The following is a 26,333-nucleotide window of genomic DNA, read 5'->3' as shown; positions in this document are numbered from 1 at the left end:
CGCGCATTCCTCCTGCCGCGGGGCGACTCAGCGTGACCTTCATCAAGGTGAAGAGGAGGGTGGTCGGCCAGACCGGTTGCACGCGAAGCGCCGACGTGTGTTCGCTCTGCGCCCACCGCACCTGATTCCAGGATGCCGGGGGCGACGGGCCCTTCACCTTTTGGGAAGGGAGGGCACCCGCGCGAGCATGGCCTGGTAGACGCACTCCACAGTGGCCAGCGGCACCACAAGCCCGAGGCTCAACAGCCACAACATCACCTTGAAAGCCCGTCTCCAGCGCATGGCCCAGGCGCATGAGCAACCTTCAGGCCAGCGATGCCACCCGTGAGCACCGCTGCCTCTGTCCTGGCCGCATTCCCATGGGGACTCCGGCGCCCAAACGAATGAGCGCGTGGCGAGCCCGGCCCTGGACGGGCTTCAGAGCTTGCTGTTCGGAAATGTCGGGACATTCGCCGCTCAAAAGTCCCGACATTTCCGAACAGCAGCCGGCACCCTCGGCCGGAGGAGGTCTGCCTCAGAAGGCGTAGCGAACCCCGAGGCGGAGCTGTCGTGGCGTCTGGTACCGCAAGGGCAGCAACGTCTCCTCTCGGAGAACAGTTTGTGAATTGAGCACATTGAACGCGTCGATGCTCAGCGTCACGATGTGCTGGTCGGCAGTGCCGTAGCGCGCGCTCAGTTGGGCATCGATGGTGTGTACCCACGACGTCCGCATGCTGCCCGCTTCGGGCGGTGCCCCAGCGGCGCCCAGGTAGGCGAGGCCCGCGTTGAGCGTGAGCCTCCGCGTGAGCGTGAAATCCTTGGATGCAAAGGCCTTGAAGACATGGGGCCGGTCCGCTGCGAGCAATCGCGACTGTGACAGCGGCCGTCCGCCATCCGTGCCGAAGGGGCCTGTGTAGTTCCCATGGAGCCGAGACCATGTGTAACGGAGCTGGGCCTGCCAGCCGTCCCAGAAGCTGCGGCCAAGCTCCACCGTGACGGCATCATAGGTGCGCGTTGCCTTCGGCAAGCTGGCAGCAGGGCCCGCGCCGGGATTGACGATGAGGAACCCGCCCGCCCCGTCGTCCGCAGTGGTCGCGAGCGCATCATCCAGGCGGCGGCGCGTGTAGGTCACACCCGCCTTCGCGAACAGCGAGAGCTCATGCTCCGCGCCCGCGACGAACTCGGAAGACGACGTCGGGCCGAGCCGCGAAGCGATGCGCGCGTCCGGCGTGAGCAACCCCAGGGGAACCATCCCCTGATACTTCGCGGCGTGCGCGAACAGCTTCATCCGGCCGTTCCCACCGGGGTCGAAGACGAGCCCGAATCGCGGTGAGAGCTGGTGATGCGTCATGTTCCCACGCACGTCCGCATCGAGGAACTGCGCGTCGTAGCGAAGACCTCCATTCACCGTGAGCCGGTCGCTCAAGGTCCATCGGTCCTGCACGAACCCGCTCAAGTGGCTGCTGGTGATGTCGGCGGCCTGCGATGGGCGTTGGACGACATGTTCGAGCTCCAGGCCCGTTGCCAGCGCATGGTGTCCCAGGGCCTTCAGCCAATAGGAAGCCTGCGTCTTCGCCTGGAATCGGTCCGTGTCGACGCTCGCAGGGCCAACAGGCGACAGGCGGGTGACATCGTGGCCCAGCCAACTCGCCTTGGCATCGAGCGTGACGCGACCGTCGAGGACCATGGCGTTGTAGGCGAGCACGGTCATGACCGTGTCGCTGTCCACCGCCCACGGAGCCTGCGCGCCTTCCATCCCCCGCATCAACGCGGGAGCGGTGACAACCGTCAGCGATGTCCAATGTCTGTGTTTGAGGGCATACGTCAGCCTGGCCAGTGCCTGGAGGCTGCGCTGGTCCATGAAGCCGGCGTCCTGTTCGACGCGGCTGAGCGCGGGGACGATGCCCGCGAAGAACCAGAGCCGGTCCTTGAGCAGCGGTCCGCCCAGTGTCCCGCCGAAATCCCCCAGGTGACGGAGCGCGCCGTCCGAGGAGACGGCGGGGCGGGGGCCTGTCGCGGGCCTCCATGCCCCTTCCAGCGCGCCCGGTGCCCAGTTCGCGAAGACCTCACCATGCAGCTCATGGGAGATGACCACTGGCTTCAGGTCGATGATACCGCCCGTGGTACGTCCGTACTCCGGCAGGTATCCGCCGGTGAGCACGCTGATGTCGCTGACCAGTTCCTGGCTCAGCGGGAGCAGGTTGCGGCCCGTGGTCGGATCGCGAGTCGAAAGCCCATCCAGCAGGTATTCGTTTTCAAAGGGAGTGGCACCGCTGAAGGACCGTCCGTCCACTCTGTCCACCGTGCCGGGGGCCCACTCCGCGAGGCTGTCCGAGGTGCGCATGGCACCAGCCCACTTCGTTGGGCGGCTGACCGGAACGCGCGAGGCGCCTTCTCGCCACTGGATGAACCGAAGTGTCGAACTGCTCGTGTCGACAGTTGGGCCTCCGCAGAACAATCCAACGGTCTCTCCTGGCTCCGCCGGCTGGAGCTCGACGTTGACGCGTAAGGCGCGCCCTTCACTGACGGAGAGGGGGAGGGAGTAGGGCTCGAACAGCTCGCGCTCGAAGCGGAGCGTGTAGTCGCCCGGGGGCAGGTCGGGAATCCGATACCTTCCGTCGGGCTGGGTCACGGCGATGCGCTCACCGCCCTGCGCGGACAGGCTCGCCGTCACGACCACCTCCGCGAGGGGCTGCCGTGACTGGGCATCGATGACCGTGCCCAGAATGGCACTCCGTGGATTCTCCGCCGCACCGGCCGTCAGCAACGCGGCCAGGGCGACTCCCACGATTCGCAGCGCCTTCTCCCCCACCATGCGGGCGTTGTCTCCCCTCCAGAACAGCATGGCACGGCCACCCTTCGGCCCCGTTCTGTGCTGTCGTGGGGAAACGAACTGGGACGTGGCGCCGGGCCGCTGTTGATACCGCCACCCGGCAAGGTCAGGAACACCGCCGCGAGGAGCCGCCGTGAGTGGACGCGAGAGTCCGGTGTCAGGAGGCAAGGCGGCGCGCGCCTCCGCGAAGGAGGCGCGCCTGCGCCGAGCCGGCCCATGGCCGCTCACCATGGCCACCGCCGCCGCGCTCGGGTTGCTCATCTACGTCGCCACCACCAGCCTGCCCTACCTCATCTCCGCGCCCACCTCGGATCCGCACTTCGGCGCGCTGAACCACTGTCTCGCCCGTCTCCTGCAACGCCCCCTGCTGGGCTGGGCCGTCTCGCCGGATGCCTCGCGCGCCGCCGTCTACGGCGCCCAGGCCATGGCGGTCTGTTCCCTGCCGGAGGGCTCCCAGCGGTTCCCCCTGGCGGGCGTACGCGCCGTCACCTTCGACCGGGAGAATCGCCTCTGGTGGTCGCAGGCCGGACAGCTCTGGCGCGACGACGGTGCCGAGCCCATGCGCATGGGCGACTTCTCCCCAGTATCACTCGTCAGCCATGGGGACGGGGTGCTGGCGCTCGACGCGGAGGGGCAGCTCGTCTCGGTGGCGCCTGACGGAGCGGTGCTGGGACAGGTGCCGGTATCCGGGGCGGAAGCACGGCTGTCCGTGGGAGCGGAGGGCACCTTCGCCGCCGTGCTCGACGAGGCCTCGCTCCGCTTCTACGAAGCGCGAACCCTCACTCCGCTCCCCGTGGAGTTGCCGTGTGAAGTAGCGGGTTTGTGGTGGCTCGAGCGCCCGGAGCGCGTCCTGATCGCCTGCGCCCAGGGGGACGAGCAGGCTTTCGTCGTGGATCTCCAGACCGCAAGGTACGAGCCGGCGCAGCGCCCGCCAGGGGAGCCTGCTCGGAGGCTCCTCGGACGGCCCCTCTATGTGCACGGCTGCGACGGATTTCCGTGCACGGCCCCTGCCCCCTGAGATGTTGGTAGGAGGTGCGGCGCCGGGTGCCTTTCACGGGCGGTCCGGGCCTCTGAATCACTGCGTTCATTGGTGAACGCTCAGGGTTCCGCGGGACCTGCATTGAATCGACAAGCCCGCGAACTCCCTGGAGATTCGCGCCAGCCCGGGCGCCGCTCAGCGCAGCCAGCAGCGTTCATCCCGATCAGAGGTTTCTCGCGTGGACGACACCAAGGTTCCCCAGTCCCCATCCAACGGCCGAAAGCGTGCCTCCGCGCGCAAGCCTTCGGGGAACGGCACTTCCCGACCGGAGGCGCCCACCCGCGAGGTGGCCCCTTCCGAGCACCCCGCGGCCAACCGCTTGCGCGGTGACCGAGGACGAACCCGCTCCACCTCTCCAGCCGACCTCGAAGTGGCGGCGCCGAAGCCCGCCCGCCGCAACGGCCGGGGCCGTGGCGCTCGCGCGTCCACCCCGCGTGGCCAGGGACGCGGCGGCCATCCGCTGCAGCCCCTGCTCGCCGCGCTTCGTTCGGTGCACGGCGGAGACTTCTCCGTGCGGCTGCCTGGCGGGGACGCCGATCCGGTGATGGAGGAGATTGCCACTGCCTTCAACGCCGTGGTGTCCCTCAACGCCACCCTGACGCAGGAAGTGGTCCGCGTGGAGCGTGTGGTCGGCCGCGAGGGCCGCATGGGCGAGCGCGTGTCACTGGGCGACGTGCGCGGCGACTGGGCCCACAGCATCAACTCCATCAATTCGCTCATCGGCGACCTGGTGCAGCCCACCACGGAGGTGGCGCGCGTGCTGGTGGCCGTGGCGCAGGGCGACCTCACCCAGAAGATGGCGTTGGAGATTGATGGCCAGCCCGTCAAGGGCGAGTTCCTCCGCATCGGCACCACCGTCAACGCGATGCTGGACCAGCTCAACTCGTTCGCCGCCGAGGTGACGCGCGTGGCGCGCGAGGTGGGCAGCGACGGCAAGCTGGGCGGTCAGGCCGAAGTGCGCGGCGTGTCCGGCGTGTGGAAGGACCTCACGGACAACGTGAACCTGATGGCCAACAACCTCACGGCCCAGGTGCGCAACATCGCCGAGGTGTCCACGGCGGTGGCCAACGGCGACCTGTCCAAGAAAATCACCGTGGACGCGCGCGGCGAGGTCTTCGAACTCAAGAGCACCATCAACACGATGGTGGACCAGCTCAACGGCTTCGCCTCCGAAGTGACGCGCGTGGCGCGTGAAGTCGGCACCGAAGGGAAGCTGGGCGGTCAGGCCGCGGTGCCCGGCGTGTCCGGCACGTGGAAGGACCTCACGGACAACGTGAACTTCATGGCCTCCAACCTCACCACGCAGGTGCGGGGCATCGTGAAGGTGGTGACGGCCGTCGCCAACGGCGACCTCACCCAGAAGCTGATGGTGCCGTCGCAGGGTGAGATTGCCGCGCTGGGCGCCACGCTCAACGCGATGACGGACACCCTCAACGTCTTCGCGCAGCAGGTGACCAGCGTCGCGCGCACGGTGGGGGTGGAAGGAAAGCTGGGCGCCCAGGCCCAGGTGCCCGGCGCCGCCGGGACGTGGAAGGACCTCACGGACAACGTGAACCTGATGGCCAACAACCTCACGGCCCAGGTGCGCAACATCGGCGAGGTGACGACGGCCGTCGCCAAGGGCGACCTGTCCAAGAAAATCACCGTCGACGTGCGCGGCGAGGTGCTGGAGCTCAAGGACACCATCAACACCATGGTGGACCAGCTCCGCGCCTTTGCCTCCGAGGTGACGCGCGTCGCCCGCGAGGTGGGCACCGACGGCAAGCTGGGCGGCCAGGCCGACGTGAAGGGCGTGGGCGGCGTGTGGAAGGACCTCACGGACAACGTGAACTACATGGCCTCCAACCTCACCACGCAGGTACGCAACATCGCGCTGGTGACGACGTCGGTGGCCAATGGCGACCTGTCCAAGAAGATTACGGTCGACGCGCGCGGCGAAATCCTGGAGCTGAAGAACACCATCAACACCATGGTGGACCAGCTCAACAGCTTCGCCTCGGAAGTGACGCGCGTGGCGCGCGAGGTCGGCACCCACGGCAAGCTGGGTGGCCAGGCCGAGGTGCGCGGTGTGTCCGGCACCTGGAAGGACCTCACGGACAACGTGAACGTCATGGCCGTGAACCTCACCACCCAGGTGCGCGGCATCGCCAAGGTGGTGACGGCGGTGGCCAACGGTGACCTCACCCAGCGCCTGAAGATGGAGGCCAAGGGTGAGGTGGCCGAGCTGGCCGACACCATCAACGCGATGACGCAGACGCTGTCCATCTTCGCGCAGCAGGTGACGGACGTGGCGCGCACGGTGGGCGTGGAAGGCAAGCTGGGCGCCCAGGCGGTGGTGCCGGGCGTGGCGGGCACGTGGAAGGACCTCACCAACAACGTGAACCTGCTCGCCAACAACCTCACCGACCAGGTCCGCAACATCGCTGAAGTCACCACTGCGGTGGCCAAGGGTGACCTGTCTCGCAAGATTACCGTCGACGCCAAGGGCGAGGTGCTGGAGCTCAAGAGCACCATCAACACCATGGTGGACCAGCTCAACAGCTTCGCCGCCGAGGTGACGCGCGTCGCGAAGGAAGTCGGCACCGAAGGGAAGCTGGGCGGTCAGGCCGAAGTGCGCGGCGTGTCCGGCGTGTGGAAGGACCTCACGGACAACGTGAACTTCATGGCCGTCAACCTCACCACGCAGGTGCGCGGCATCGTGCGCGTGGTGACGGCGGTGGCCAACGGCGACCTGAACCAGAAGCTGACAATGGATGCCAAGGGCGAGATTGCCGCGCTCGCGGACACCATCAACGCGATGACGCAGACGCTGTCCATCTTCGCGCAGCAGGTGACGGACGTGGCGCGCACGGTGGGCGTGGAAGGCAAGCTGGGCGCCCAGGCGGAAGTACCGGGCGTGGCGGGCACGTGGAAGGACCTCACCAACAACGTGAACCTGCTCGCCAACAACCTCACGGCGCAGGTGCGAAACATCGCTGAAGTCACCACGGCCGTGGCCAATGGTGACCTGTCCAAGAAAATCACGGTCGACGCCAAGGGCGAGGTGCTGGAGCTCAAGAGCACCATCAACACCATGGTGGACCAACTGCGCGCCTTCGCCGCCGAGGTGACGCGCGTCGCGAAGGAAGTCGGTACCGAGGGCAAGCTGGGCGGTCAGGCCGACGTGAAGGACCTGTCCGGCGTGTGGAAGGACCTCACGGACAACGTGAACGTGCTGGCCGGAAACCTCACGGACCAGGTGCGGAACATCGCCAAGGTGACGACGGCCGTCGCCAACGGCGACCTGTCGCAGAAAATCACCGTCTCCGTGAAGGGCGAGGTGCTGGAGCTCAAGAACACCATCAACACCATGGTGGACCAGCTCCGTGCCTTCGCCTCCGAGGTGACACGCGTCGCGAAGGAAGTCGGCACCGAAGGGAAGCTGGGCGGTCAGGCCGCGGTGCCCGGCGTCGCCGGCACCTGGAAGGACCTCACGGACAACGTGAACGTGCTGGCCGGAAACCTCACGGACCAGGTGCGAAACATCGCGAAGGTGACGACGGCCGTCGCCAACGGCGACCTGTCACAGAAAATCTCCGTGGAGGCCCGGGGCGAAATCCTGGAGCTCAAGAGCACCATCAACACGATGGTGGACCAGCTCCGCGCCTTCGCCGCCGAGGTGACGCGCGTCGCGAAGGAAGTGGGGACGGACGGCAAGCTGGGCGGCCAGGCCGCGGTGCCCGGCGTCGCCGGGACGTGGAAGGACCTCACGGACAACGTGAACAGCATGGCCTCCAACCTCACCGCGCAGGTGCGAAACATCGCGCTGGTGACCACGGCGGTGGCCAATGGCGACCTGTCCAAGAAGATTACGGTCGACGCCAAGGGCGAAATCCTGGAGCTGAAGGACACCATCAACATCATGGTGGACCAGCTCAACAGCTTCTCCGCGGAGGTGACGCGCGTCGCTCGCGAGGTCGGCACCGAGGGCAAGCTGGGCGGTCAGGCCGAAGTGCGCGGCGTGTCCGGCGTGTGGAAGGACCTCACGGACAACGTGAACTTCATGGCCCGCAACCTCACCACGCAGGTGCGCGGCATCGTCAAGGTCGTGACGGCCGTCGCCAACGGCGATTTGAAGCAGAAGCTGGCCGTGGAGGCGAAGGGCGAGGTCGCCGCGCTGGCGGAGACCATCAACAACATGACGGACACGCTGGGCACCTTCGCCGAGCAGGTGTCCACGGTGGCCCGCGAGGTGGGCGTCGAAGGGAAGCTGGGCGGTCAGGCCCGCGTGCCAGGCGTCGCGGGGACGTGGAAGGACCTCACGGACAACGTGAACTTCATGGCCTCCAACCTCACCACGCAGGTGCGCGGCATCGTCAAGGTCGTGACGGCGGTGGCCAACGGCGACCTGACGCAGAAGCTGGCCGTGGAGGCGAAGGGCGAGGTCGCCGCACTGGCGGAGACCATCAACAACATGACGGACACGCTGGGCACCTTCGCCGACCAGGTGACGACGGTGGCCCGCGAGGTGGGTATCGAAGGGAAGCTGGGCGGCCAGGCCCGCGTGCCCGGTGCGCGTGGCACGTGGCGGCAACTGACCGACAACGTGAACCAGCTGGCCGGCACGTTGACGAGCCAGCTGCGCGCCATCTCCGACGTGGCCACCGCGGTGACGAAGGGTGACCTCACGCGCAGCATCACCGTCGTGGCGGAGGGCGAGGTCGCCGCGCTGAAGGACAACATCAACCAGATGATTGTCAACCTGCGTGAGACGACGCAGAAGAACCAGGAGCAGGACTGGCTCAAGACGAACCTGGCGAAGTTCAGCGGCATGATGCAGGGCCAGAAGAGCCTGGACGCCGTCAGCCGCCTCATCATGAGCGAGCTGACGCCGCTGGTCTCCGCGCACCACGGTGCCTTCTTCCTGGTGGACGGCGCCGAGGCCGGCACGCCGCTGCTCAAGCTCACCAGCACCTACGCGTACCGGGAGCGCAAGCACATCGCCAACCGGTTCCGCTTCGGTGAGGGACTGGTCGGCCAGTGCGCCCTGGAGCGGAAGACCATCCTGCTCACCCAGGTGCCAGAGGACTACATCACCATCTCCTCCGGGCTGGGCGAGGCCGCGCCGCTCAACATCATCGTCCTGCCCGTCCTCTTCGAGGGCGAGGTGAAGGCCGTCATCGAGCTGGCCTCCTTCCACGCGTTCAGCGCCATCCACCAAATCTTCCTGGATCAGCTCACGGAGACCATTGGCGTGGTGCTGAACATGATCATCGCCAACATGCGCACGGAGCAGTTGCTGCTCCAGTCGCAGGACCTGACGCAGGAGCTCCAGAGCCAGTCCAAGGAGCTGACGCAGCAGCAGGAGGCCCTCAAGCGCAGCAACATCGAGCTGGAGGAGAAGGCGACGCTGCTGGAGGAGCAGAACCGCCGCGTCGAGGAGAAGAACAACGAGGTGGAGCGTGCCCGCGTCAGCCTGGAGGAGAAGGCCGAGCAGCTCACCGTCATCTCCAAGTACAAGAGCGAGTTCCTGGCCAACATGAGCCACGAGCTGCGCACGCCGCTCAACTCGCTGCTCATCCTGGCCAAGCTGCTGTCCGACAACAAGGACGGCAACCTCAGCACCAAGCAGGTGGAGTACGCGAACACCATCTACGCTTCCGGCGGAGACCTGCTCAGCCTCATCAACGAAATCCTCGACCTGTCCAAGGTGGAGGCCGGGAAGATGCAGGTGGAGCCGCGGGACATCGTCCTCACGGAGCTCAATCAGTTCATCGAGCGCAGCTTCCTCCCTGTCGCGGAGCAGAAGGGCCTGTCCTTCACCGTGGAGGTGGGGCCCGGCGCGCCACGCCACATCCGCACCGACCCGCAGCGGCTCCAGCAGGTGCTGAAGAACCTGCTGTCCAACGCCTTCAAGTTCACCGACGAGGGCAGCGTCCAGTTGAAGGTGAAGCTGGCCGAGGTCGGCACGCACTTCGACCACGAGATTCTGCGGCGCTCGCGGTACGTGCTCGGCTTCGCGGTGTCGGACACGGGCATTGGCATCGCGCGGGACAAGCAGCGCCTCATCTTCGAGGCGTTCCAGCAGGCGGACGGCTCCACCGCGCGCAAGTACGGCGGCACGGGCCTGGGCCTGTCCATCAGCCGCGAAATCGCCAAGCTGTTGGGCGGCGAAATCCAGGTGACCAGCGAGCCCGGCCGCGGCAGCACCTTCACCCTCTACCTGCCGCCCGAGTACATCAGTCCGGAGGAGGAGGGCCTGCCGTCCATTCCGTCCCCGTACGAGCCTCCGCCCCGGCTGCCGCCTCCTCCGGTGCCGGAGTCGCCGCGCGCGGAGCCGCCTCCCGCGCCGCCGGTGGTGGACAGCGGCCACGTGCTGGACGCGGCGCTGCCGCCGCCCATCGAGTCGCTGCTGACGCCCGTCGCCGTGGAGGATGACCGCGACCACATCCGCGAAGGGGACCGCGTCCTGCTGCTCATCGAGGACGACGTGAAGTTCGCCCGCATCATGGTGCAGATGGCGCGGGAGAAGGGCTTCAAGGCCCTGGTGGCCACGCGCGGCGACACCGGCCTGTCCATGGCCAACGAGTTCCAGCCGCACGCCATCACCCTGGACATCCAGCTCCCCGTGGTGGACGGCTGGAGCGTGCTGGACCGGCTCAAGCGCAACCCGCGCACGCGCCACATCCCCGTGCACGTCATCAGCGTCATGGACAAGAACCAGGGCAACTCACAGGGCGCCTTCGGTTACCTCACCAAGCCCGTCAGCAAGGAGGGCCTGGAGCGGGTGTTCAACCAGCTGGCCAGCTTCCTGGAGCGCAAGGAGCGCCGGCTGCTGCTGGTGGAGGACGACGACGTCCAGCGCGACAGCCTGGTGAAGCTGCTCAGCGAAGGCGGCGATGTCGAGGTGACGGCCGTGGCCACCGGCGAGGAGGTGCTCCAGAACCTGGAGACGGGCGAGTTCGACTGCGTCGTCATCGACCTGATGCTGCCCGACACCGACGGCATCCGGCTGGTGGAGGAGGTCAAGACACAGAACCGCTTCCGAGACCTGCCCATCGTCATCTACACCGGCAAGGAGCTGACGCCCAAGGACGAGGCCCGGCTGCGCCGCTACACCGGCAGTGTCATCCTCAAGAGCGGGACGAAGAGTCCGGAGCAGCTGCTCAGCGACACGGCGTTGTTCCTCCACCGGTTGGACCAGAACCTGCCGCCTCGCGCCCGCGCCGCCCTGGCGCAGCGCAGCGAGAAGGACGCGGAGCTGTCCGCCAAGAAGGTCCTGGTGGTGGATGACGACATGCGCAACATCTTCGCGCTCACCAGCGTGCTGGAGAACCACGGCATGCAGGTGGTGTTCGCGGAGAACGGGCGCGCGGCCATCGAGATGCTCGAACAGCACCGCGACGTCGACATCGTCCTCATGGACGTGATGATGCCGGAGATGGACGGCTATGAGACCATGCGGGCCATCCGCAAGGACCTCAAGTACTCCAGCCTCCCCATCATCGCGGTGACGGCGAAGGCGCTGAAGGACGACCGGGAGAAGTGCATGGCGGCCGGCGCGAGCGACTACCTGCCCAAGCCGGTGGACACCGACAAGCTTCTGGAGCTCATCCGTCTGTGGGTGACGGCTTGATTCGCTGAGTGATGGTTACCGTACGGCGCCTCTCTTCCGGGCTTGGGTCCGGTCGAGGGGACGCCTAGCCTCTTCCACCTTGAGAACAGGTGGGACCGGGGCAGATTCATCCGCCGACTTCAATGACGCCTAGCGAACACATCTCCGCGGACCGCAATCAGGAAAGGGCTTCCCAGCCCCGGGCGAGCATCCTGATGGTGGACGACCATCCGTCCAACCTGCTCGCGCTCGAGGCCATTCTCGAGCCGCTCGGGCAGGAGTTGGTGAAGGCCACCAGCGGTGAGGAGGCCCTCAAGTTCCTGCTTCAGCGCGACTTCGCCGTCATCCTGATGGACGTGCAGATGCCGGGGCTGGACGGCTTCCAGACGGCCACGCTCATCAAGCAGCGCGAGCGCACGCGCACCATCCCCATCATCTTCCTCACCGCGCTCAGCCGCGACGCGGCCCACGTCTTCAAGGGCTATGCGCACGGCGCGGTGGACTACCTGCTCAAGCCGTTCGATCCGGAAATCCTCCGCTCCAAGGTCAGCGTCTTCGTGGACCTGTTCCTCAAGGAGCAGCAGATTCAGCGGCAGGCGGCGCTGCTCCGGCAGCGCGAGCGCGAGGCGCTGGAGCGGCAGAGCGAGCTGCGCCACCTGCGGCTCACGGAGTCCTTGCCGGAGGTGATGTGGGCGGCGCGCTCGGACGGCAGCTTCACCTACGCCAACCGCGCCTCACGGGACTACACCGGCATCCAGGTGGACCAGCCGCTGTCACTCAACACCTTCCTGGAGTTCGTCCACCCGGCGGACCGCGAGGCCATGCGCGCCGTGTGGACGCAGGCCATCCGCATGGGACAGCGCGTGGAGCGCGAGTTCCGCCTGCGCCGCTTCGACGGCGTGTACCGCTGGCACCTGGCGCGCGCGGTGCCGGAGCGGGACGAGAATGGCCTGCTGGCCGGCTGGATTGCCGTGGCCACGGACATCGACGACAAGCGCCGGGCGGAGGAGGCGCTGGGGCGCTTCAAGGCGACGCTGGACGCGACGCTGGACTGCGTCCTCATGTTCTCCCCGGACTCGCTGACGCTCACCTACGCCAACGCGGGCGCGGCCAAGCAACTGGCCAGCAGCACCGAGGAGCTGGTGGGCCTGTCGGTGCTGGAGGTGGAGAGCGCCTTCGACGAGGCCGGCTTCCGCAAGCTGCTGGCGCCGCTGGTGAGCGGCACGTTGCCCAGCCAGACGTACTCCACCAGCCACCGCCGGCGGGATGGCTCGGAGGTGCCGGTGGAGGTGGTGCTCCAGTACGTGGCGGCGGACGGCGGTCCCGGGCGCTTCATCTCCGTGGCGCGCGACATCACCGAGCGGCAGCGGGCGGAGACGGCGCTGCGGCTGGCCAGCGAGGCGAAGGATTCCTTCCTCGCGGCGGCCAGCCACGAGCTGCGTACGCCGCTGGCCGCGGCCAAGGGCCACGCGCACCTGGCGCTGCTGAAGCTGGGTGGTGAGACAGAGGCCGGGCCGGGCAAGTCGCTCAAAATCATCAACCGGCAAATCGACCGGATGGCCAAGCTGGTGGAGGACCTGCTGGACATCAGCCGGCTCCAGGCGGGGCGCCTGTCGTTGGAGCTGGAGCGGTTCGACCTGAGCCATCTGGTGCACGAGACGCGGGACCGCATGGCGGTGCTGTCGCAAGGCCATGAAATCCACGTCGAGGCGTCGGAGCAGCTCGAGGGGACGTGGGACCGGGGCCGGTTGGACCAGGTGCTCACGAACCTGCTGTCCAATGCGCTGCGCTACTCGCCCGAGGGCGGGCCCGTGTGGGTGCGGGTGCAGGGGGAGCGCGACGAGGGCGTCCACCTGTCGGTGACGGACACCGGCGTGGGAATCCCCAAGGAGAAGCAGGCGCTCATCTTCGAGCGCTTCGGCCGCGCGCACGGCAGCAAGTACGGCGGCCTGGGCCTGGGGCTCACCATCAGCCAGGGCATCGTGGAGCAGCACGGCGGCCGTATCTGGGTGGAGTCTCCGGGCGTGGCGGGGGAGGGGTCCACCTTCCACGTCTGGCTGCCGCGCGAGACGGAGGCGCCTACCGGCGGCGTGCATCCGGACGCGGCGACGCGCTCCACCAACTGAGCGCGTCCCACGCGAAGTATCCCGGCGTCCGTGCAGCGGAAGGGCGTCGGGGGCTGCCTCCGTGACGCTCCGGCGCCTTTCGCGCTCAGGGCCTGGCTGGAGGGGAGAGGCTCAGCTCAGCCGCTCCGCCAGCTTCGTGTGGCCTTGCTGGCGGGCACGGTCCGCCGCGCTCTCACCGGCCGCGTTGCGCAGCCGCGCATCGGCACCGCCCGTCAGCAGCAACTCGATGACCTCGGCGTGTCCGTTGCGGGCCGCGGTGTGCAGCGGCGTGTTGCCGCCCTCGTCCGCCAGGTCTGGGTTTGCTCCCCGTCCGAGCAGCGCCGAGACGCTCGCGCTCAGCCCCTTCCAGGCGGCGAGGAACAGCGCCGTGGCGCCGCTGTCGTCCCGTGGGTTGACGTCCTGCTCGGGCCGAAGCTGAAGGATGCTCTGCACCGCGTCGTCGCGCTTCATCGCGGCGTAGTGCAGCAGGTTCTGCGCGTCGGGCTCCGTGGGCTGCGCCGTGTCGATGCCTCGCTTCAGCATGGCCACGAGCACCTCCACGGGTTGGCCCAGGCCAATCGCCATGGCCGCTGGCGAGACGAGGAGCGTCGCCGGCTTCTTGCCCAGGTCCACGCGCTCATCCAACGGCGCCCCCGCGGAGACCAGCGCCAGGATGAACTCCGCCGGCAACTTGTGGAGAAGTGCCTTCGCCAGCGCGGACTCACCCTGCTCGTCGCGTGCCGTCGCGTCGGCGCCGTGCGCGAGCAGCAGCTTGACGGCGTCGATCGCCATCGCTTCGACCGCGCCCGGCTGATAGTTCCCCATCTTGCGCTCACGATAGAAGTGGATGAGCGAGTGCACCGGCCTGCCCGTCTTGAACGGGGCGTTGGCGTCGGCCCCCGCCTTCAGCAGCGCTTCCGCGATGCCCAGGTGGTGCGTCTTCAGCGCGAAGAAGAGTGGAGAGAAGCCGCCATCCCTGGCGTTGCCATTCGGGGTGGCGCCGCGCTCAAGCAGCAGCCGCGCCGCATGGATGGCATCCGGAAACGTACCCTGGAGGCAGACGTGGTGCAGCGCCGTCCAGCCCGTCTCCTCGTCGCTGTCCTCCCCTTGCACCGCGTTTACGTCGGCGCCCGTGTCCAGCAGGGCCCGGAGGACTTCGACATCCGCGGTGCCCGCCCGTGACGCCGCCGCGCTGAGCGCTGGACGTCCGAATTCGTCGCGGAGGGTGTGGTCCGCGGTGGCGGCGAGGGAGCGGACCGCGGCGGCATCACCGCGGGCAATGGCTTCGAGCAAGGCTTGGGACACGGAGGTTTCCTGCGAAGTGTGAACGAAGATGGACTGATGCACCGGCGAATGGCCGCGCTTTTCTAGGGAGATGCTCCCACGCTGCCACGGTCGCGTGTCCAATGGCGCGTGGAGAGAAAATGGCCGGGGGACTCATGGTAGCCCACGGATTCCTCGCGCTCCGTGGATGACATCGAGTTGCTCGTCGTGATGGGCGGTCCGCAGTCGCCCTCGACGTCCCGGGAGGAATGTCCCCACTTCGATATTTCTCCGCCGCGCACCGCGACGCGCGCCCTCGTCGGCGCGGTCCTCGCGGTCGCGAATGTCCTCGGGAGCACCGTCCCTGGGCTCGGCCAACTGGCCCCGTAGTCGTTTCTGTTCTGGATGATGCACGGGGGCCAGCATGCCCTTACACCCGTGTTGCGTAGCGACGCCCACCAACACGAACGAGGAGCTGAGATGTCGAAGACCTTTACGCAGACGAAGGAGGAGCTGGTCGGAAAAGCGAAGAAGCAGATGGACACCACCTTCGGCCAGAGTGACTGGACCGTGCGTCAGAAGCTGGCGCTGACCTGCCGGATCTTGTTCGAGGGCGGCCACGACTCAGGGTTGGCCGGGCAAATCACCGCTCGCGCTACGGAGCCCGGCACCTACTACACGCAGCAGTTGGGCCTTGGCTTCGACGAAATCACCGCGTCGAACCTCCTGGTCGTCAACAGCGACCTCGAGGTCCTCGAAGGCAAAGGGATGGCCAACCCGGCGAACCGCTTCCATAGCTGGGTCTACGAGGCGCGGCCCGACGTCAACTGCATCATCCACACGCACCCGACGCACATCGTCGCGCTCTCCATGCTCGAGGTCCCCCTGCAGGTCTCGCACATGGATATGTGCCCCCTCTTCGATGACTGCGCCTTCCTGAAAGACTGGCCGGGGGTGCCGGTCGGCAACGAGGAGGGGGAGATCATCTCCAAGGCGCTCGGCTCCAAGCGCGCGCTCGTCCTCTCCCATCACGGTCAACTGGTGGCCGGCGATAGCATCGAGCAGGCGTGCGTGCTCGCCGAGCTCTTCGAGAGGGCGGCTCGCCTGCAGCTCCTCGCCTCTGCGGCGGGCGACATCAAGCCCATACCGGAGAAGCTGGGAAGGGAAGCGCACGACTGGATCTTGCGGCCCACGCGCAGCGCAATCACGTTCGCCTACTTCGCACGCCGAGTGCTGAAGAAGCACGGGGACGCCTTGGCTTGAGCCGCATGCACGCAGCACTGGACCCTTCGTTCTTTCTCTTCTGGGGGTCGCTCAGGGTCCAGCCGCCCGGTACACGAACGAACCGTGCGCAACGACGCGCACGGCAGGCTTGGAGACCCACATGACAGCGAACCGTTACATCGACATCGAGATGCGCCACGAGGCGGCGGGGGGAGCACGATGAGCGCGCTGCTTCGCGGTATCGTCGCGTACCCAATCACGCCGTTCACGTCGAAGGGACGTGTCGACGAGGTGCTCCTCGGCAAGATCGTTGACGACATGGTGAAGGCGGGTGTCCACGCCATCGCGCCGCTCGGCAGCACCGGCGTGCTGCCGTACCTCTCCGATGACGAACGGGAGCAGGTTGCGGAAATCGTCATCAAGCGGGTCGCCGGGCGCGTACCCACGCTCGTCGGCGTTTCGAGCCTCACCACCGAGCGCACCGTCCACCACGCGAAGCACGCCGAGAAGCTCGGTGCCAGCGCGGTGATGATCATCCCGATGAGCTACTGGAAGCTGAGCGACGCGGAGATCATCACCCACTACGAGACGGTGGCGAAGCGCATCGCCATCCCCATCGCGGTCTACAACAACCCCGCAACGGGTGGCCTCGACCTGAGCCCCGACGTCATCTCGCGGCTGCTGAAGATCCCGAACGTCACGATGGTCAAGGAGAGCACCGGCGACGTGAACCGCATGCACCGCCTCGTCCAGCTCTGCGGAGAGGATGTGGCGTTCTACAATGGGAGCAATCCGCTCGCGTTGGCCGCCTTCGTGGCCGGTGCTCGCGGTTGGTGCACCGCAGCGCCCAACATCATCCCGAAGCTCAACATCGAGCTCTACGACGCCATCCAGCGAGGTGACGTCGCGGCAGCGCGTCAGAGCTTCTATCGGCAGCTTCCTTTCCTGCAATTCATCGTCGCTCACGGCCTCCCGCGTGCAATCTCGGCGGCGCTCGAGCTACAGGGGACGTCTGTCGGGCCGCTCCGCGCGCCCCTGCAGGCGCTCCCTGCAGAGCGTGTCGAGGAGCTCCGTCGAATCCTCGTCGGGCTCGAAGTCATTCCCGGCGAATGAGGATAGAGGGAACCTCCATCCTCGCCGCGGGCGCCTTGCTCGCGGTGGGGATGGCTTCCGGTGTCTGGAAGTGGCGCGCGATGGTGCGCAGCCCCGAACGGCGGGCCCCGATGTACGTCGACATCTTGCATCGCGCGTCGCTCCTCTACGCGAGCGCGACGTTGGTGCTCGGTCATCTCGCGGCAGCGAGCGCGTTCTCTGCCACGCTCAACCGAGGCGCGTTCTGGACGGCGTACTTCTATTTCGTCGTGACCCTCGTGGTGTACGCGTTCCACGGTATTCGCCGGACCGAGCGCACGATGTTCACGCAGCGCAACCTCGTGACGGGGCCAGGGGTCGCGCTGCTCGTCGTCGGCGAGCTGGGCTCGACGCTCTTGCTGCTCGTCGGTGCAGCGCTCGGCGAGGGACGCGCGCCATGAGCGGCCGTGCCTCGTAATGCTCGCCTGCCTGGCGCCTGCCGGCTGCCCTTCCAGCAAGGGGGAGGTAGGGCCGGGCAGGCGCCGAGGTGGGCGGCCTCCATGGGTGATTACCCTTCGCGCGACGTCAGCTCTTTCGCTTTGGGAGGCGCTCATGAAAGCCGTGGTGCTCAAGTCCTATGGAGACGTGGATGCGCTCGCCGTTCAAGACATGCCCGAGCCGAAGGTGGGTCCGGGCGAGGTGAAGGTCCGTGTCACCGCCGCGGGCATCAACCCCGTGGACTGGAAGATTCGACGCGGGGACATGAAGGCGGTGATGCCCGTGCAGTTCCCCACCATCCTCGGACGGGACGTGGCCGGCGAGGTCATGGAGGTGGGCCCGGGCGTCAGCGACTTCAAGCCGGGTGACCGCGTCATGGGCGTGGTGAACGCCGGCTACGCGGAGAAGGTCGTCGCGCCCGTGGAGTCCTGGGCGAAGGTCCCCGAGTCCATGGACCTGAAGGACGCCGCCGCGCTCCCCCTGGTCACGCTCACCGGCGTGCAACTGATGGAAGAGGCGGTGAACCCCCAGAAGGGGGACACGGTGCTCGTCATCGGCGCGCTGGGGGCGGTGGGCCGCGCCGCCGTCTTCGCGGCGAAGGCCCGGGGCGCGAAGGTGCTGGCCGGCGTGCGCGCCAGCCAGAAAGCGGAGGCGCAGAAGCTGGGCGTGGACGGCGTCTTCGCGCTCGACGTCGCGGACGAGTTCGCCAAGCTGCCCATGCTGGATGCGGTGGCGGACACCGTGGGCGGCCAGGTGGTGGCCCGCGTGCTGGAGAAGGTGAAGCCCGGAGGCACCCTGGGCAGCGTCCTGGGTGAGCCTCCCGAGGCCAAGGGCCGGCAAATCACCGTGCGCGCCATCCTCTCGCACCCGGACTCGCGCCGCCTGACGCAACTGGGGCAGGCCGTCGCCAAGGGCGACCTGGTCATCCCCGTCAGCAAGCGCTTCCCGCTGGAGCAGGTGAAGGAAGCGCAGAAGCTGGCGGAGCAGGGCGGTGTGGGCAAGGTGCTGCTCGTCAACTGAGCGTCACTTCTTGCGCGTCAGCAACACGACCGCGCTCAGGATGGCGCCCATGGCCAGCCAGGCCGTGGGCGTCATCGTCTCGCCCGCCAGCAGGCCGCCCAGGAACACCGCCAGCACCGGGTTGACGTAGGCGTAGCTGGTGGCCAGCGACGGGCGCGCGTTGCGCAGCAGGTAGCCATAGGCGCTGTAGCCCACCAGCGAGCCGAAGACGACGAGGTAGAAGAACGCGAGCACTGCCTTGGGCGTGGGAATGACGGTGGGGCGTTCCCCAATCAGCAGGCTGAAGCCCAGCATGACGACGCCACCGCACAGCATCTGCGCCGCGGTGGACATCAGTCCCTGTGGCATGGGCAGCCGGCGGCTCCACACCGAGCCCAGCGCCCAGCTCATGGGCGACACCAGCATCGCCAGCGTCGGCAGCAGGCCGCCGCCCATGTCACCGCCCAGGTTGAGCAGGACGATGCCGCCGAAGCCGACGGCCAGTCCCCAGCGCTCCGCGCGCCCGGGCCACTGGCCGAAGAGTCCCCCGAAGAGCGCCGTCCACAAGGGAAGGCTGCCCACCACCAGCGCGGCCACGCCCGACGGCACCGACTGCTGCGCGAAGACGAGCCCCCCGTTGCCCACGCCCAGCAGCAACAGCCCCACCAGCGCGCTGGCGCCCCACTGACGGGCCGTGGGCATGGGCGCCCCGCGCAGCCACAGCACCGCGAAGAGCAGGGCGCCGGCGAGCACGAAGCGCACCCCTGACATCTGGAAAGGCGGCATGCCGCCTTCCAGCGCCCACCGGATGGCCAGATAGGTGGAGCCCCAAATAATATAAAGGGACAGGAGGCTGGCGATGAGCCACCCGCGCTTGGGGCCACCGGGGAGGACGTCTCCGGAGGGCAGGCTGACGGGGGCTGGCTGTGAAGCGGGGAGCGGCGCGGCACGCGAGGCGAGCACGGCGCGGCTTGTATCGTTGGCGATTTTCGCCGGCCATGTGGGCATTGCCGCACCTCACAGCCGGGTCCTTTTCGGAGCAGTACAGTGGCGGGCACCGCGCTCGTGCGTCGGGGCGGCCGTCCGGCTGGCCGGAATGTGGGCGTCGGGAATGTCGCGCCGGGTCGCCCGTAGGGACAGGGCGGCTCCTGGATTGAATGCCCGGGGCCGCTTCCTTAGACTTTCCCAGGGAGCCAGGGCGGAGGTGCCGCCGCACCGTGGCTCCGGAGTGAGCGCCAGGGATGTCCGAAGAGCTGGGTGAGCGTGAGAAGGAAGTCCTCCGGGCGGTCGTCCAGGAGTACATCTCCACGGGCGGGCCGGTAGGCAGTCAGCAGCTCACCCGCAGGCCGGGGTTCGAGGTGTCCTCCGCCACCATGCGCAACGTGCTGGCGGACCTGGAGGAGCTGGGCTTCCTGGAGAAGCCCCACACCTCCGCCGGGCGTGTTCCCACCGACCAGGGCTACCGCTTCTACGTGGACACGTTGGTGAAGCTGAAGGACCCGACGCCCCGGGACAGGGAGCTCATCCACGCGGGGCTCGCGCACGAGGCCGACCTGGCGGAGATGCTGGGCGAGGCCAGCCGCATCCTCCACTCGCTGACGCGACACGCGGGCGTGGTGGTGGCGCCGCGGCCGGAGTCGGCGGTGTTCCGGCGCATCGAGTTCGTCCGGCTGCGCGAGGACCGGGTGCTCGCCATCCTGGTGGGGCAGAGCGGCCAGGTGCACAACAAGGCGATTACCGTGGAGTTCCCCATCACTTCCGACGAGCTGCTCAAGGCGAGCAACTACCTGTCGGAATTGCTGCGGGAGGTGCCGCTGGAGTCGGCGCGCGAGCGCATCCGCGCGGAGATGGACCAGGAGCAGGCGCTCTACAACGCGCTGACGGCCAAGGCGCTGAAGCTGGGCGCGGCGGCCACGGACCTGGCGTCCACGGAGCGGATGCTCATCCAGGGCACGGGTTCCTTCTTCGAGCAGCCGGAGTTCGCGGACGTGGAGCGCATGCGCGCGCTCTTCAGGGCCCTGGACGAGAAGCACAAGCTGCTCTCGCTGCTGGACCGGGTGCAGGTGGCCAACGAGATGCAGATTTTCATTGGCGCGGAGAGCGACTTCTCCGCGGCCGGCGACGTCACCGTCATCGCCAGCCCCTACGGAAACCAGGAGCAGGTGCTGGGCACGGTGGGCGTCATCGGCCCCACGCGCATGGACTACCGGCGCGTGATTCCCCTGGTGAACTTCACCGCGCAGGTGCTGTCGCGCGTGCTGGAGAAGGTGTAGCGGGCCTCACTCCGCGCGGGTGACGAGCACCTCCTGCTCACCATTCGCGCGCCGGACGTGGAGCCGCACGGGCGTGCCGGGCGCACCCCGGGTGCGGGACTCCGCCTCCGTGCTGTCGCGCACCACCTGGCCATCCACCGCCACCAGCCGGTCCCCCACGTTGACGCCCGCGCGCGCCGCGGGCCCGTCCGGCGTCAGCCACGCGAAGGCGACGTGGCCCCGGTCCTCACTGAAGCCCGCGCCCAGCGTGCCCGGCGTGGCCCGGCGCGGGGACACCGTGACGTCACCCACGTCGGTGGCCTCCGCCTCCGCCACCTTCACGGTGCGCGTCTCCACGCGGCCCTCCGGCGGCAGCAGCCGCACGGTGTGGATGCCCGGGCGCACGTCGCTCAGGCGGAAGCGTCCGTCCTGCCCGGTGAAGGCATCCGGGCGCCCGCCCACGGCCTTGTCGAGGAACACCGCCACCCCTGGCGCAGGGCCGCCCCCCCGGCTCCACACCGCGCGCCCGGAGATGGACGCCACGCCGCCGGTGAGCGGCACCTCCACGTCCGAGGTGCCCCCGGGCCGCAGCGTCACCTGGGCTTCGCCCGTGCGGCCGTCCTCGGTGCGCACCGTCACCTTCAGCGCCTGGGCGGGCGCGTCTGGAAGCAAGAAGGTGCTGCCAGCGAAGCGCCGCGTGGTGGGCCAGGCGCCGGCCCAGGGCAGGGCCTCACCGTTGGCCTCAAGCAGCTCCAGGGTGAAGCCATCCGGTGCCGCGCCGCTGCCCGCCACCACGCGCCCGCGCAGGGTGGCCGCGGGCTCCAGCCGCACCGTGAGCGGCGCCTGGTCCTCATGCGCGGCGGGCAGCCGCCCCACGCGCCCCGCGTTGTGGGCCACCAGCTCCAGGGGCTGGGCGCCCTGGGGGCGCGGCGGCATGGCGAACTGGCCCGCCTCGTCCGCGCGCTCCTTGCGCGTCATGGGGAAGTCCCCGCCCTGGATGGCGGCCACGATGGCCAGCGGGCTGGGCACCCCGGAGGGCTCCAGCACGACGCCGGACAACACGGAGTCCTCCTTCAACAGCAGGTCCTGCCGCACGGCGCCGCCCGAAGGCACCGTCACGAACGGGTCGCTCTCCATGTGGAAGTAGATGGCGGGTGTCTGGTGGAGCAGCGCGACCAGTTGGTAGACGCCCGCGGGCAATTCCAGCTGGAACTGGCCCTGCGCGTCCGTCTCCGTGGAGGCCGTGCCCGAGCCGCCCCGAGGCACGGCGTGGACCAGCGCGGGCTCGGTCAGCGGCCCGCCCGACGCGCGCGTCACCTGTCCCCACACGGAGCCGGAGTCCGCCAGGGTGAAGTCCGCGCGGGTGACGACGCCCGCCTTCAGCGTCTCCATGCGGGACGTCCACCGCTGCGAGCCCTCGCGCCGCGCGCGCACGGAGGTGGGCCCCGCCTCCAGCCCCTCCAGCTTCCAGGCGCCCTCGGCGTCGGTGAGCGCCGTGTGCGCCACGCCAGAGAAGGACGACGGTTCGGCGCGCACCTGCGCGCCTCCCAGCGGCCGTCCCTCCGCGTCCACCACCAGGCCTTCCAGCGCCGCCGTCGCGGGCTCCAGCCGCACGTCCAGGGGCGTGTGGCCGCCCGGGTTCACCACCACGGCTTCGAACACGCGGCCCGTCATTCCCGCCGCGCGCACCGTCACGTCGTACTCGCCGGGAGGGACATCCATCCGCCACCCGCCATCGTCCTCGGATGCCGCCCGGCCCAGCTCGCCCTGGCCGCCCGCGGGAGACGCCACCAGGATGGCCCCGCGCACCGGCGTGCCCTCCACCGTGGACACCGTGCCCGTCAGGCCACTGGCCGCGCCCAGCGTCACCACGAGCCCGCGCAGCGTCTCGCCCGGCGCGACGGACAGCGGCCCCGGCACGCGGCCCAACTGGTCCCCGCGGCGCGCGGACACGACCCACGTTCCGGCGTTGACCTCCAGCGCGAAGCCGCCGCCTTCCCCGGTGGTGACGCGCACCGGCGCGGTGCCTCCCGCCGCCACCACCTCCGCGTCCGCGACGGGCTGACCCTTCGCGTCGACGACGAAGCCCTCCAGGGTGCTCGCGCCCCAGAGCCCCACGACGACTTCACCGGCCCGCGGCACCTGGAGCAGGCGCAAGGTGCGGCGGCTGAAGCCCGGCGCCTCGGCGGTGAGCTCGTAGCGTCCGGGCGCCAACTGCGTGAAGGCGAAGCGGCCCTGAGCGTCACTCGTCGTCTCCGCCGCTTCTTCCGGCAAGCCGGTGGGGACCGCCCAGGCCGTGGGCGTCCCGGGGTAGGGCCGCAGCGTCAGTGAGGCGAGCGGCACCGGCTCCTCGCGCCCTTCCGCCACGGTGCGCCCGCTCAGCGTCACGCCGTCGGGCAGGCGCAGCTCGACGGCCGTCTCTGCCTCGCCGAGCGGACGCGTGGCCTCCAGCCGCACGGGGCCGTGGCCCGGGGCATGCGCGGACAGCAGGTAGTCGCCGGGCGCCGCGGGCAGGCGGAGCACGCCGCCGTCCGCCGTGGTGCCCTCGCCCGCGCGGCGCCACGGCGTGGCCCCGGTGCCGTCCGCGCCCACCCGCAGGTAGGCCCGCACGCGCGCGCCCGTCACGGGGCCCTGGGCGTCCACCACGCGCACCACGAAGGCGCCCAGCTCGGCGTCGGGGGCGGTCTCCAGCGGCGGGGTGGGCGGCGTGCTGGCGCGGGACGGGGCGCCGCTGGTGACGGGCGCTGGCGCGGTCAACGCCGCGGCCTCCGGGCGCGCGCCGGCGGGGGCCGCGGGGACGGGCATGCGGAACCACAGCAGCAGCACCGCCGCGATGGCCAGGCACAAGGCAATCAAGAAGGGGGTTCGATGGCGCACGGGCTCGGCCTCCCCCGCGTCCGGCCGTCGCCGTCGCGGCTGCCCACAGTGTAGGCCAGCCTCGCAGTGAACCGAAACTTCAGGAGGGCGCGGGCGCGTAGACGCGCAGGGCCGCGGGCGCCACCTCGAAGCGCATGGGCGTCTTGCCCACGAGCTCGCCGTCCGCGTTCACCTCCTGGACGGGGTCGGCCTCCACGTAGAGCCGCGCGGCGCGCAGGGCGGTGACGGCGGGGTGCTCCACGTGCTCGCCCGAGCGCAGGGACAGGGCCACGCGCATCAACGTGGCGATGTCCTGGAGCTGGCCCAGGCCGGTCCCTTCGTGCCCCGACGCGGCGGAGGGCGCGGCGATGGCGTAGATGTCCAGCCGCCGGTCATCCAGCCGGGCATCGGGCGCCACCATGTTTCCGGCGCCGTGGTAGAGGCCGTTGCCCACCACCAACTGGAGCACGTCCAGCGCCAGCTCCTGGTCATCCGCCTTCAGCCGGATGTGGAAGGGGCGCAGGTCCTTCACCTCCGCCGCGGCCGCCACGGGGTAGGCCAGCTTGCCCGCGCGCTGCTTCAGCCGCTTCGTCAGCCGCTTGGCGATGCCGGTGGCCAGTCCCAGGCTGGCCGCGTTGAGGAAGGGGCGCCCATTGGCCAGGCCCACGTCCACGCGGGCCGTGTAGCCCTGGGCGATGACGTCACAGGCGGCCTCGATGTCGGGCGGAATTCCCAGCGAGCGCGCGAAGTCGTTGCCAGTGCCCAGCGGGAGGACGCCCAGCGTCACGTCGCGGCCCAGCAGCCGGACCACCGCGCGGCTCAGGGTGCCGTCGCCTCCTCCCACGATGAGGCGGCGGGTGCCCCGTGCCACCATCCGCTCCACCACCGCGTTCAGCCGATCCGCTCGGGACAGCGCGTGGCATTCGACGATGGAGACGCCCCGCGCCACGAGTGTTTCCCTGGCGGTCTCGAAGGCCTCACGCCCTGAACGCGAGCGCGTATTCACCACCAACACCGCGGGGCCGTCATCCAGGACGGGCCTGCATGGGGGCTTGATGAGGGCGGGTTCCAGGGTGCCTCCTCTTTCGTGTCGTCCGCCAATCTGTGCACGCACTGCCCGTCCGACCAGCGGGACGCGAGGTGGTGTCGCGCGCGCATCCTCGCGGCGAGTCGCCCCGTGCTCCGGTGCATTCCCGATGTCGGGTGCCACGTGGGCGTGCATGCGTGCGTCGGCGGGTGAACAAGTCCATCCGGCTGCACGCTTCCGGATGAGTGGATGACTGCCCACCTCTGCGCTGGAGCTGGCCCCATGCAGGTGTCAGTCAGGCCTGGAGAGCAAGTCGCATGGCACGAGGAAGCAAGGCGAAGTACACGGCGAAGCAGAAGCGGATGGCCGAGCACATCGAAGAGGGCTACGAGAAGCGCGGCGTCTCCGACGAGACGGCCGAGTCCCGGGCCTGGGCTACCGTGAACAAGCTCACGGGCGGCGGGATGAAGAAGGGCGGCTCGGGCAGCAAGGCCAAGGTCGCGCGCAGCCGTCCCCTGGCGCGGAAGAACGCGCGCAAGGCGGGCCGCAAGGGAGGCAAGGCCACCGCCGCGAAGCGCGCCGGCACCCGTCGTCGCGCCGCCACCGGCCGCACGCGCAAGCCCGCTGCTCGAGCCACGCGTTCGGGTTCCAAGTCCACCGCTGCCCGGAGCACCGCGGCTCGTCGCGCCACCGCGCGTCGCACCACCACCGCCGCGAAGCGGCCTGCTTCCAAGTCCCGGAGCGGCACGCGTCGCGGAACCAGCAGCCGCGGTCCACGCAGCCGCACCCGCACCTAGCACGCCGCCGCTTCCCCATCCCTCTCGCGGGGGTGGGGAAGGGCGGGGGGCGCGGCTTCAGCGTCGCTCGTCGTCCTTGGCCACCTGGCTGGTGCCGGACTCGTTCCAGGGCCATTCGCGCCGGGACGCCTCGTAGCGCGCGAGCAGCGCCGCCGGGTCCTTCACCAGCGTGCGGCAGCCCGCGGCGCGCAGGTCATCCGGAGGAAAGCCGCCCGCGAGCACGCCCACGGAGGGCAGGCTCGACTTGTTGGCGGCGAGCGCGTCATAGGGCGTGTCGCCCACGACGACCGTCACGTCCGGAGAAGGCTTGCCCAGCCGCGCCAGGGCGGCCTCGAAGATGTCCGGGTGGGGCTTGCTCTTGTCCACCTCGTCCGCGCTCGTCTTCGTCTCGAACAGGCCTTCGATGCCGCACAGTTTCACGTAGTGCTTCAGCTCCTGCTCTTTCGCGCTGGAGGCCAGCACGATGCGGATGCCGCCCGCGCGCAGCCGCTGGAAGAGCTCCCGTACCCGGGGGAAGGGACGCACCTTCGGCAGGAACTCGTCCAGGAACAGCTTGCCGCGGTATTCGTCCAGCTCCTTGCCGAAGCGCTCCACTTCCTCGTCGTTGAAGAAGACGGGGATGATCTGGTCGGCGCCCTTGCCAATCTGGCTGCGCACGTGCGCGAACGGGATGTCCCGGCCGAAGTGAAGGAAGGCGCGCCGCCATGCCTCGGCGTGCTCGTCCACCGAATCCACCAGGGTTCCATCCACGTCGAAGATGACGTTTTCCACCATGTGCCTTGTCCCTCGGCCTCGA

The 26,333-nt window shown here is 69.0% G+C and carries 15 protein-coding genes; 9 read left to right on the top strand and 6 right to left on the bottom strand.

The features are described from left to right. Positions 1 to 514: 514 nt before the first annotated feature. Positions 515 to 2,824, bottom strand: coding sequence for a TonB-dependent receptor (locus FMP39_RS00215; RefSeq protein WP_228557512.1), 2,310 nt, complete (start codon positions 2,822 to 2,824; stop codon positions 515 to 517). A gap of 121 nt (positions 2,825 to 2,945) precedes the next feature. Here FMP39_RS00215 and FMP39_RS00210 point away from each other — a divergent pair, with 121 nt between their 5' ends. From FMP39_RS00210 to FMP39_RS00200, 3 genes are all read left to right on the top strand, one after another. Beyond that, a complete protein-coding gene (locus tag FMP39_RS00210) occupies positions 2,946 to 3,830 on the top strand; it encodes a hypothetical protein (protein WP_141588035.1) in 885 nt (294 codons plus the stop codon). Positions 3,831 to 4,029: 199 nt separating this feature from the next. Further along, a complete protein-coding gene (locus FMP39_RS00205; RefSeq protein WP_141588034.1) occupies positions 4,030 to 11,466 on the top strand; it encodes a HAMP domain-containing protein in 7,437 nt (2,478 codons plus the stop codon). Between the two features lie 122 nt (positions 11,467 to 11,588). Continuing rightward, a complete protein-coding gene (locus tag FMP39_RS00200) occupies positions 11,589 to 13,571 on the top strand; it encodes an ATP-binding protein (protein ID WP_186817988.1) in 1,983 nt (660 codons plus the stop codon). Positions 13,572 to 13,682: 111 nt separating this feature from the next. Here FMP39_RS00200 and FMP39_RS00195 read toward each other — a convergent pair whose 3' ends face one another. Next, positions 13,683 to 14,855 carry an ankyrin repeat domain-containing protein gene (locus tag FMP39_RS00195; RefSeq protein ID WP_194858171.1) on the bottom strand — a complete coding sequence of 391 codons (1,173 nt, stop codon included), beginning with the start codon at positions 14,853 to 14,855 and terminating at the stop codon, positions 13,683 to 13,685. Between the two features lie 438 nt (positions 14,856 to 15,293). Here FMP39_RS00195 and FMP39_RS00190 point away from each other — a divergent pair, with 438 nt between their 5' ends. The 4 genes from FMP39_RS00190 to FMP39_RS00175 all read left to right on the top strand — a co-directional run bounded on the left by FMP39_RS00190 (position 15,294) and on the right by FMP39_RS00175 (position 18,626). After that, the gene (locus tag FMP39_RS00190; RefSeq protein WP_141588032.1) at positions 15,294 to 16,076 is read left to right on the top strand and encodes an aldolase; all 783 of its coding nucleotides are present in this window, start codon (positions 15,294 to 15,296) and stop codon (positions 16,074 to 16,076) included. A gap of 180 nt (positions 16,077 to 16,256) precedes the next feature. Then, the gene (locus tag FMP39_RS00185; protein ID WP_141588031.1) at positions 16,257 to 17,150 is read left to right on the top strand and encodes a dihydrodipicolinate synthase family protein; all 894 of its coding nucleotides are present in this window, start codon (positions 16,257 to 16,259) and stop codon (positions 17,148 to 17,150) included. Next, positions 17,147 to 17,569, top strand: coding sequence for a hypothetical protein (locus tag FMP39_RS00180; protein WP_141588030.1), 423 nt, complete (start codon positions 17,147 to 17,149; stop codon positions 17,567 to 17,569). Before FMP39_RS00185 ends, FMP39_RS00180 begins: the two co-directional genes overlap by 4 nt. A gap of 151 nt (positions 17,570 to 17,720) precedes the next feature. Beyond that, the gene (locus FMP39_RS00175) at positions 17,721 to 18,626 is read left to right on the top strand and encodes an NADP-dependent oxidoreductase (RefSeq protein ID WP_141588029.1); all 906 of its coding nucleotides are present in this window, start codon (positions 17,721 to 17,723) and stop codon (positions 18,624 to 18,626) included. Positions 18,627 to 18,629: 3 nt separating this feature from the next. On the opposite strand, the gene yedA is transcribed toward FMP39_RS00175, so the two are convergent. Then, on the bottom strand, positions 18,630 to 19,613 hold the full coding sequence (gene yedA, locus FMP39_RS00170; protein WP_141588028.1) for a drug/metabolite exporter YedA: 984 nt from the start codon (positions 19,611 to 19,613) through the stop codon (positions 18,630 to 18,632). A gap of 233 nt (positions 19,614 to 19,846) precedes the next feature. Between yedA and hrcA the strand changes: the two genes are divergently transcribed. Next, positions 19,847 to 20,878, top strand: a complete 1,032-nt coding sequence (gene hrcA, locus FMP39_RS00165; RefSeq protein WP_011556651.1) for a heat-inducible transcriptional repressor HrcA — start codon at positions 19,847 to 19,849, stop codon at positions 20,876 to 20,878. A 6-nt stretch (positions 20,879 to 20,884) separates the two neighbouring features. On the opposite strand, the gene FMP39_RS00160 is transcribed toward hrcA, so the two are convergent. Together FMP39_RS00160 and FMP39_RS00155 are read right to left on the bottom strand one after the other, a co-directional pair. Then, positions 20,885 to 23,734, bottom strand: coding sequence for a carboxypeptidase regulatory-like domain-containing protein (locus FMP39_RS00160; protein ID WP_141588027.1), 2,850 nt, complete (start codon positions 23,732 to 23,734; stop codon positions 20,885 to 20,887). A gap of 79 nt (positions 23,735 to 23,813) precedes the next feature. Next, positions 23,814 to 24,923, bottom strand: a complete 1,110-nt coding sequence (locus FMP39_RS00155; protein ID WP_228557511.1) for a lipid kinase — start codon at positions 24,921 to 24,923, stop codon at positions 23,814 to 23,816. A gap of 134 nt (positions 24,924 to 25,057) precedes the next feature. On the opposite strand from FMP39_RS00155, the gene FMP39_RS00150 reads away from it, so the two are divergent. Further along, positions 25,058 to 25,537, top strand: a complete 480-nt coding sequence (locus FMP39_RS00150) for a transcriptional regulator (RefSeq protein ID WP_141588026.1) — start codon at positions 25,058 to 25,060, stop codon at positions 25,535 to 25,537. Positions 25,538 to 25,594: 57 nt separating this feature from the next. Here the strand turns inward: FMP39_RS00150 and FMP39_RS00145 are convergent, their stop codons facing one another. After that, positions 25,595 to 26,311, bottom strand: coding sequence for an HAD family hydrolase (locus tag FMP39_RS00145; protein ID WP_141588025.1), 717 nt, complete (start codon positions 26,309 to 26,311; stop codon positions 25,595 to 25,597). Positions 26,312 to 26,333: the final 22 nt, after the last annotated feature.

The sequence above is a fragment of the Myxococcus sp. AB056 genome (assembly GCF_006547365.1).
In the GTDB taxonomy this organism is placed as follows: Bacteria; Myxococcota; Myxococcia; order Myxococcales; family Myxococcaceae; genus Myxococcus; species Myxococcus virescens.
Note: the sequence above shows the minus strand (reverse complement) of the source record. Positions and strands in the feature narration are given on the sequence as shown.

Coding starts and splice junctions, on each gene's coding strand:
- FMP39_RS00215 (WP_228557512.1), bottom strand. CDS start 2,824: ATGCTGTTCTGGAGGGGAGACAACGCCCGCATGGTGGGGGAGAAGGCG.
- FMP39_RS00200 (WP_186817988.1), top strand. CDS start 11,589: ATGACGCCTAGCGAACACATCTCCGCGGACCGCAATCAGGAAAGGGCT.
- FMP39_RS00190 (WP_141588032.1), top strand. CDS start 15,294: ATGTCGAAGACCTTTACGCAGACGAAGGAGGAGCTGGTCGGAAAAGCG.
- FMP39_RS00185 (WP_141588031.1), top strand. CDS start 16,257: ATGAGCGCGCTGCTTCGCGGTATCGTCGCGTACCCAATCACGCCGTTC.
- FMP39_RS00180 (WP_141588030.1), top strand. CDS start 17,147: ATGAGGATAGAGGGAACCTCCATCCTCGCCGCGGGCGCCTTGCTCGCG.
- FMP39_RS00175 (WP_141588029.1), top strand. CDS start 17,721: ATGAAAGCCGTGGTGCTCAAGTCCTATGGAGACGTGGATGCGCTCGCC.
- yedA (WP_141588028.1), bottom strand. CDS start 19,613: ATGCCCACATGGCCGGCGAAAATCGCCAACGATACAAGCCGCGCCGTG.
- hrcA (WP_011556651.1), top strand. CDS start 19,847: ATGTCCGAAGAGCTGGGTGAGCGTGAGAAGGAAGTCCTCCGGGCGGTC.
- FMP39_RS00150 (WP_141588026.1), top strand. CDS start 25,058: ATGGCACGAGGAAGCAAGGCGAAGTACACGGCGAAGCAGAAGCGGATG.
- FMP39_RS00145 (WP_141588025.1), bottom strand. CDS start 26,311: ATGGTGGAAAACGTCATCTTCGACGTGGATGGAACCCTGGTGGATTCG.